General features: G+C 60.7%; 4 protein-coding genes. All 4 read right to left on the reverse strand.

The annotated features are described in order from the left end of the window. Nucleotides 1-146: 146 nt before the first annotated feature. Nucleotides 147-2,021 (reverse strand): lipid A export permease/ATP-binding protein MsbA, encoded by a 1,875-nt coding sequence (msbA, locus tag B3187_RS17010; RefSeq protein WP_286807673.1) that lies wholly within the window; start codon nt 2,019-2,021, stop codon nt 147-149. A gap of 59 nt (nt 2,022-2,080) precedes the next feature. After that, nucleotides 2,081-3,010: a branched-chain amino acid transaminase gene (locus tag B3187_RS17015; protein ID WP_024461362.1), complete on the reverse strand. Its 930-nt coding sequence runs from the start codon at nt 3,008-3,010 to the stop codon at nt 2,081-2,083. A 56-nt stretch (nt 3,011-3,066) separates the two neighbouring features. Next, a complete protein-coding gene (glnE, locus tag B3187_RS17020; RefSeq protein ID WP_286807674.1) occupies nt 3,067-6,021 on the reverse strand; it encodes a bifunctional [glutamate--ammonia ligase]-adenylyl-L-tyrosine phosphorylase/[glutamate--ammonia-ligase] adenylyltransferase in 2,955 nt (984 codons plus the stop codon). Between the two features lie 354 nt (nt 6,022-6,375). Then, nucleotides 6,376-8,154 (reverse strand): GspE/PulE family protein, encoded by a 1,779-nt coding sequence (locus B3187_RS17025; protein WP_286807675.1) that lies wholly within the window; start codon nt 8,152-8,154, stop codon nt 6,376-6,378. Nucleotides 8,155-8,396 lie beyond the last annotated feature (242 nt).

The raw sequence follows: 8,396 nt of genomic DNA on the forward strand, positions 1-8,396 counted from the left end.
AGGGGAAGCCCTTTCAAGACCGTGGAGCGGGGGACCCGCGATCCGAGCCTACAGGGATGTATTTACGGCGTGTCTTGAAAGGGCTTCCCCTCCCCGGCCCGGGCGTGACGCTTCCCTGCGCTTGAAAATTAAAAGGGCTTTCCTCTCTACAGTTCGTCGCGGAATTGCATGGAGTGTAGGCGGGCGTACTGGCCGCCGGCGGCGAGGAGTTCGCTGTGGCTGCCGACTTCCAGAATTCGGCCTTCTCCCATCACCACAATCCGGTCCGCCCGTTCGATGGTGGACAGGCGGTGCGCTACCACGAACGTGGTGCGGTTTTTCATCACCTGCTCCAGCGCCGCCTGAATATGACGCTCTGACTCCGTATCCAGGGCCGAGGTGGCCTCATCCAGAATCAGGATGGGGGCGTCTTTGAGAATGGCGCGGGCGATGGCCAAACGCTGACGCTGCCCGCCGGACAGACGTGCGCCGCTCTCACCGATCAGAGTGTCGTAGCCCTGGGGTAACTGCTCGATAAACTCGTGCGCATGAGCCGCTTTGGCCGCTTCGCGCACTTTCTCCGGGTCCGTGGCCGCCAGCGCGCCGTAAGCGATGTTGCCCGATACCGAATCATTGAACAGCACCACGTTCTGATTGACCAACGCCACCTGCTCGCGCAGGTTATCCAACCGGTAGTCTTCCAACGGGTGGCCGTCCAGCAGAATGCGGCCTTCACCCGGATCGTAAAAACGGGTCAGCAGGCTCACCAGGGTGGATTTGCCGCTGCCGGAGCGTCCCACCAGGGCAATGACTTCGCCCGGTTTCACATCCAGATCAATGTGTTGTAAAACCCAGTCGTCACTGCTGTCGTAACGGAAGCTGACGTCCTCAAAACGCACCTCGCCCTGGGCTCGCTTGACCGTGCGATCACCGGTATCTTTTTCCGTCGGTTCATCCAACAACTGAAAAATACTGTCCGCCGCCGCGACGCCTTTCTGAATGGTGGGAACGACTTCACTCAGTTGGCGTAGCGGTTTCAACACCAGGCCCGCGGCCGTGAAATAGGCAATAAAAGCACCCGGATCATTGATCTCCATCACCGTCAGGGCGACATAGAGCATCAGCCCCATTGAGAGCGCGACCAACATTTGCATAATCGGGGTATTGAGAGAAGAGGTGAACACGATTTTCATGTTTTGCAGATAGTTGCGCCAGCTGGCCTGATTGAAGCGACGCTTTTCATACTCTTCGCCGCCAAAGCTGCGCATGACCCGATAGCCATGGATCATCTCGGAAGACACCTGGGTAATGTCCCCCATACTGTGCTGCACCTTGGCACTCAAACGACGCAGGCGCTTACCGACATACCCGACAATGCCTGCAATCAACGGCGCCACCAGAAGCAATAGCAATGTCAGCTTCCAGTCTTTGTAAAGCAGGAAGCTCATCAGCGCGAGTACGGTAGCGCCTTCGCGAATCAGTATTTTCAGGGCATCGGTTGCCGCCGTCGTCACCCCATTGACGTTATAGGTGATCACCGACATCAGGTGCCCGGAACTGTGCCGATCAAAGTACTGACCGGGAAGCAGGGCCATATGATCAAACAGACTGACCCGCAGTTTGTGCACGATGCGAAAGGCCAACTGCGAAATGAAATAATTCCCGAGAAAAGCCCCGACACTGCGAAAGAAAACAATGCCCACAATAATGAGCGAGGGCATATAGGCCGGACCGCGCCCACCGGATGCGGGGGCGGAAGCGTCGGCTGACGCCTGGCCACTGACCAAGGGGTTCGCCAAATAGGCAGACTCACAGTTTTCTTCAGCGCCAATAAAGTCCAGCAGATATTCCATGAACTGGGCCATGGCCGGCTGGGAGGCGGAGTAGATGACAAAACCAAAGACGCTGATGGCAAATAACACCCAATAGGGTTTGATATAGGCCAGTAAGCGAAGATACACCTTGAGGGAAGCGGTATCGGTCTGCCGCAGCGTGTCTCGGGAATGAGGGTCGTGAGAGAGCGGCGTGCCTTTATCGCTCATGATGCAGGGGGTCCTCCTGAAGCGCGCCCTGCGGAGAGGGCGCGTTTTGGATCAGCGGTTCAGCCAGCCACCGGTGCCAGCCATTCGGTGTGGCCGGACAACTTGCCCTTGACCGCATCGAAGTAGAGTGACTGCAGCTGGGTGGTGATCGGGCCGCGACGACCCTCGCCAATCACCCGACCGTCCAGCTCACGAATGGGCAGAACCTCGGCCGCGGTACCGGTAAAGAAGGCTTCATCGGCAATGTAGACTTCATCCCGGGTGATGCGCTTTTCCCGGACTTCGTAACCGCAATCCGCCGCCAACTGGAAAATGGTGTTGCGGGTAATGCCGTCCAGACAGGAGGTCAGCTCCGGCGTGTAAAGGACGCCATCACGCACCAGGAACACATTCTCGCCGCTGCCCTCGGCCACATAGCCTTCATTGTCCAGCAGCAGGGCCTCTTCACAGCCGCTGTCCAGCGCCTCGCGCAGGGCCAACATCGAGTTGATGTAGTTGCCGTTGGCCTTGGCCTTGCACATGGTGATGTTCACATGGTGGCGAGTGTAGCTGGAAGTGCGCACCTTGATGCCCATGTCCCGCGCTTCCGGGGACATGTAGGACGGCCAGTGCCAGGCGGCGACCATCACGTGCACCTTCAGGTTATCGGCGCGCAGGCCCATGCCCTCGGAACCGAGAAACGCCATGGGACGCAGGTAGCTTTCATGCAGGCCGTTTTCCCGCACCACCAGCTTCTGGGCTTCGTTCAGCTCATCTTTGCTGTAGGGCAGGTCCATCCGCATGATATGGGCGGAACGGAACAGCCGGTCGGTGTGCTCCTTCAGGCGAAAAATACAGGTGCCCCGGTCGCTGCTTTCGTAGGCGCGCACGCCCTCGAACACGCCCATGCCATAGTGCAGGGTGTGGGTCAGTACGTGAACCCGGGCATCCCGCCAGGGCACCAGTTCGCCATCCAGCCAAATAACGCCGTCGCGATCGGCAAATGACATAACCAACTCCTAAATATGAAATTCGTGGGGCCGTGGTCGACGCTCGGCAGGACCGATCATTGATGGGATTCCAGCAGTTGCCGCCACAGGCCAGTTACTCGGCGCCGCTCCTCGGCAAAGGGCGCGCCATCCTCCAAGACTGCCTCCTGGCGCTGTAGCGCGAGGCGGTGGCCGGTGGACCGATAGGCCTTGTAGGCATCAATCAACTGGGCGACGGCTTCTGCGCCCAACCGGCCGGATTGTTCCAGCGCACCGAGTATGCGGATGTTGTCGGTATACTCGGTGAGCCCAGGCTCACTCTCGGCCCAGGCTAAAACCGCATATTGAACCATAAATTCAATATCGACGATACCTCCAGCGTCCTGCTTGAGATGAAAAGGCGTCTTTTCATCATCGCCCTGAGCGCCCGGCTTGGGGCGGGTTCCGAGGTGCTCGCGCATTTTCTGGCGCATCTTGATCACCTCCTCACGCAGCGCCGCCAGGTCCCGCGACTGACGCAGCACCTGTTGCCGGACCTGCGTAAAGGCCTCGGCCAGCTCGGCATCGCCGGCCACCACGCGGGCCCGCACCAGCGCCTGATGCTCCCAGGTCCAGGCTTCCTGTTGCTGATACTTCTCAAACGCCGGTAAGGAAGTGACCAGCATGCCCGCATCGCCATTGGGGCGCAGGCGCATGTCCACCTCGTACAGGGTACCCGAGGGCATCCGGGTATTCAGAATGTGGATGATCCGCTGGCCCAGGCGGGTGTAGAACACGTTGTTGTCCACCGACTTTTCGCCATCGGTTTTGCCTTCCGGGTCGCTGTTGTGAATAAACACCAGGTCGAGATCCGAGCCATGGGCCAGCTCGATCCCGCCCAGCTTGCCATAGCCGACGATCACAAAGTTGGGGTGTTGCTCCGGTTCGCCCTGGGCATTGCTCGGGCGACCGTGGCGCGGAATCAGCTGCTCCCAGGCCAGCTCCAGAACGTGCTCCAGAATCACTTCGGCCAGATCGGTCAGGTAGTCACTGACCTTCATCAGCGGCAGGGCCCCGGTCACCTCGCTGGCCGCCACCCGCAACGCGTGGGCGGAACGAAAATAGCGCAGCGCTTCCATATGCCCCTCAAGGTCATCCCAGGCGGTGCGCAGCAGCTCACGGCGCAGTTCATCGCGCAGCTCGTCTTTACCCGGCGGCGCGTAGAGGCTCTCCGGGGTGAGCAGCTCATCCAGCAACGCCGGGAACCGGGCCAGCTCATCCGCGATCCAGGGGCTCGCCGCACAGAGCCGGACCAGTTGCTCCAGCGCCACGGGGTTTTCCACCAGCAACACCAGATAGGCACTGCGGCGCACAATCGACACCACCAGCGGCTGAATCCGCGCCAGGGTATCGCCCACCGACTCGCCCTCGCCGAGCATGGCGAGCAAGCGGGGCATAAAAGCATCCAGGCGATCCCGGCTGCTGGCCTGCATGGCCACCACCTGCCGGTGCGAGCGGATGTCCGCCAACACCGACAAGACCCGCTCGGGCTGATCAAAACCCTGCCCGGCAAGCCAGTCCACGGCTTCGTCACCCTCCAGGCTGCCCTCCCAGAGTGACACCCAGTCCTGCAGATTCTCGGGCTCCTGCCCCTGATCGGCATCCGGGTCGGCGATCACCTCCTGGAACTCGCGATTGACCCGCGCGCGGTGTTCGGCAAGAGTGTCGGAAAACGCCTCCCAGTTTTCAAAGCCCAACACCCAGGCCATCCGGCACTGCCCATCGGGGTCGGACGGCAGGGCCTGGGTCTGCCGATCCTGATAGCCCTGGATCGCATGCTCGGTGTTGCGCAGAAACTCATAGGCATCCAGCAGAGCCTGACCACTGCCCTCGGGCAGATAGCCCTCCGCCTCCAGCAGGGGCAGCAGCTCACACACCTGTCGCTCACGAAGGCGCGGGTCCCGCCCACCGCGAATCAGTTGGAACACCTGGACCACAAACTCGATTTCCCGAATACCGCCCTCACCGAGCTTCACATCCTCGCTCATGCCCCGGCGTTGCACCTGGCGGCTGATCAGTCCCTTCATGGCCCGCAGGGATTCAATCACGCTGAAATCGATGTACTGGCGATAGGTGAACGGCCGCAGCAACTCCACCAACTCCTCCGCCGCCGGCTTGGCCCCCTCACCGCTGGCCGCCACCGGACGGGCCTTGATCATGGCATAACGCTCCCAATCCCGGCCCTGGCTCTGGTAGTACTCCTCCATGGCATCGAAATTCGACACCAGCGCCCCGCTCTGACCATAAGGGCGCAGGCGCATATCCACCCGGAACACAAAACCTTCAGCGGTGGGCGCATCCAGGCTTTTGATCAACCGCTGCCCCAGTCGGGTGAAAAACTCCTGATTGCCCAGCGAGCGCGACCCACCCTGGGTTTCCCCCGCCTCCGGGTAGGCGAAAATCAGATCGATGTCCGACGACACGTTCAGCTCCCGGGCCCCCAACTTGCCCATGCCAAGCACAATCAAGGGCTGCGGCTTGCCACTGTGCTTACCGGTCGGCACCCCCCAACGGGGTTTGAGCTGCTCAAAATGGTAATCCAGCGTGCTCTGAATAGCCGCCTCGGCGAAGCGGGACAACTCATCGGTAATCTCCCGCATGGACCCCAGACGATTCAGATCCCGCCAGATGATGCGCACCATGGCCCGGTGACGCTCCCGACGTAGCACCTTATCCAGTTCCCCATCATCCTCACAGGCCGCCACGGCCTCGACCAGATCGGGAAAAGAGCCGTCCTCCAGCGGCGCAAACAACGCCCCGGAACGTACCAACTCCAACAACAGCTCCGGTCGGGTCGTAGCGGTTTTCGCGATGTACTCGCTGGCGGCGAACGCAGTGTTCATCTGTTCGCGGAACGCCGCTTCCGACACCCCTTTGGGCAAGAGTGACTCCGGACGATCCAGCTCCCTCTGCTCGATGACCTCGTAAAAGTCATCGAAGCGTTTGCGGGTGGCTTCGTGGAGTTCGGCGGGGACCTGGTTTGGGTCGAACATAAATTTGGGAGCTCCGTTGTTTGTTTTGTTGGGGCTTTAAAGTTGGGTTACGGCGGATGCGCTTCGCATTCCGGGGCGTCGGGCCGATCCGCCTTAGCCAATCATTCACTTTGGGTTACGGCGGATGCGCTTTGCTTATCCGCCCTACGCGAACTTTGGTACTGAGGGCTGTTGAGGGGTATAGCCTTTGGAGACTCTCGGAGGCAGGGAGCCGACGAGAAGCCCCCAGGGGCCGCTCTTTGGCATCCATGCCATCGCGGCATTAGTGAATCCATTCACGTCAAGGGTTTACGGCGGGTCTCCAAAGGCTATACCCCTCAACAGACCGGACCTCCATAGAACCACCCACAATCATCAGCGTTCTTTTTCGGGAGGTGGAGCGACGCGCATGACTTCTTCTACGGTGGTCAGGCCGGCGGCGACCTTCTGGGCGCCGGATAAGCGAAGCGTGCGCATCCCCTCGCGCATCGCCTGCTTGCGCAACTCCCCCAGACTCGTCTCAGTCCCGATCCGATCCTTCACCGACTCCGACAACAGCAGAATCTCATACAACCCCTGACGCCCCAGATACCCCGTATTGCGACACTCAAGACAACCTACCGGCCGATAAATCCGCTGCGGCACCGACACCTTCCAGGGCGTCACCAACTGCTGCCAGTCCTCCGAACTGATCTCCCCCTCCTCCTTACAGTGCGGACACAACGTGCGTACCAGACGCTGCGCCATCACTCCCAAGAGAGTCGCATTGATCAGATAGGGCGGAATGCCCAGGTCCAGAAGACGTGCCACCGTCGCCGGCGCATCATTGGTATGCACCGTGGACAACACCAGATGTCCAGTCAAGGCCGCCTGCACGGCCATCTGCGCCGTCTCCAGATCACGGATCTCCCCGACCATGATGATGTCCGGGTCCTGACGCATGAGGGTGCGAATGCCCGCCGCGAAATCCAGCCCGATCTTGTGATGCACCTGGGTCTGATTGAAATGCTCCTCCACCATCTCAATCGGGTCCTCGATGGTGCTGACATTCACCTCCTCCGTGGCAATCTGGCGCAGCGAGGAGTACAGCGTGGTGGTTTTCCCCGACCCCGTGGGGCCGGTCACCAGGACAATCCCGTTGGGTCGCTCGAGCATGCCCCGCCAGCGTTCGTAATCTTCGCCCACCAGCCCCAGATCGGCAAAGCTGCGCAGCAGCACATCCGGGTCGAAAATCCGCAGCACCAGCTTTTCGCCAAAGGCGGTGGGCAGAGTGGACAGGCGCAGCTCTACTTCACTGTCATCGCTGCGTCGGGTCTTGATCCGGCCGTCCTGGGGCTTGCGCTTCTCGGCGATGTTCATCCGGGCCAGCACCTTGAACCGGCTGGTGACCGCGTTGGCGACATTGGCGGGCAGCTCGTACACCGGGTGGAGCACCCCGTCGATGCGAAACCGCACCCGCCCCACTTCCCGGCGCGGCTCGATATGAATGTCACTAGCGCGTTGGTCGTAGGCGTACTGCAGCAGCCAGTCGACGATTTTCACCACATGCTGATCGTTGGCCTCCGGGTCATCGCTGAAGCTGCCCAGGTCCACCAACTGCTCGAAGTTACCCGCACCGCTGGCGCCGGGGCCGCCGCTGGCCCGGTTCACCGAGCGGGCCAGGGTGTAGAACTCCACCAGATGCCGGTCAATATCCGCCGGGTTGGCGAACACCCGTTTGACGGTGCGCCGCGCCACATGCTCCAACTGGGGCTCCCAGCCGGTAATAAAGGGCTGGGTGCAGGCCACCACCACGGTTTCCTGGGTCACCTCCACGCAGAGGATGCCGTGGCGCTTGGCGAAGGCATAGGACATCACATCCGTCACCTTGGGCACGTCGATCTTGAGCGGGTCAATGTGATAGACCGGCAGCTCGGCCTTCTCCGCCAGCCAGGCGGTCAGGGTATCGCCATCGAGCACCTTGCCCGGGCGGGCCAGATCCTCCAGCCCCTGGGAGGCAATATAGGCCAGGGGGTGCATCATTGCCTGCTCGCGGGTCCGCACGGCACCCAGCAAGCGATTGGCGTCTTCCTGCCCCAGGCGATCATCCTTGACCAGATCATCCACCAGGCGGCGTAAATCGAGGCTATGCTGTGCAGTAGCAACTGAGGCCATAAGGCGCATTCCCGTTCTTTAATCAATGCGCCCGATTGTAGCCTGTCTGATCCGCGGACAACACCAAGGAAAGGCGCTTCGCCCCGAACGAACCATACACGGCAGGGGTATGACCAGGGATTCTGTCATAAAAATGTCAAATTCAAGGGTGACCTGCCGGGCATAAGTTTTTATACTGCCCGCACTTTCGCAAGGGGGAACTACCGCTATGGCTATCAACAACCCTTTCTCGAACCTGTTTG

Source organism: Marinimicrobium sp. UBA4209, assembly GCF_002381585.1.
Lineage (GTDB): Bacteria > Pseudomonadota > Gammaproteobacteria > Pseudomonadales > Cellvibrionaceae > Marinimicrobium > Marinimicrobium koreense.

Bases quoted from the DNA above. Each gene is read 5' to 3' on its own strand.
- msbA (WP_286807673.1), bottom strand. From the start codon at position 2,021: ATGAGCGATAAAGGCACGCCGCTCTCTCACGACCCTCATTCCCGAGAC.
- B3187_RS17015 (WP_024461362.1), bottom strand. From the start codon at position 3,010: ATGTCATTTGCCGATCGCGACGGCGTTATTTGGCTGGATGGCGAACTG.
- glnE (WP_286807674.1), bottom strand. From the start codon at position 6,021: ATGTTCGACCCAAACCAGGTCCCCGCCGAACTCCACGAAGCCACCCGC.
- B3187_RS17025 (WP_286807675.1), bottom strand. From the start codon at position 8,154: ATGGCCTCAGTTGCTACTGCACAGCATAGCCTCGATTTACGCCGCCTG.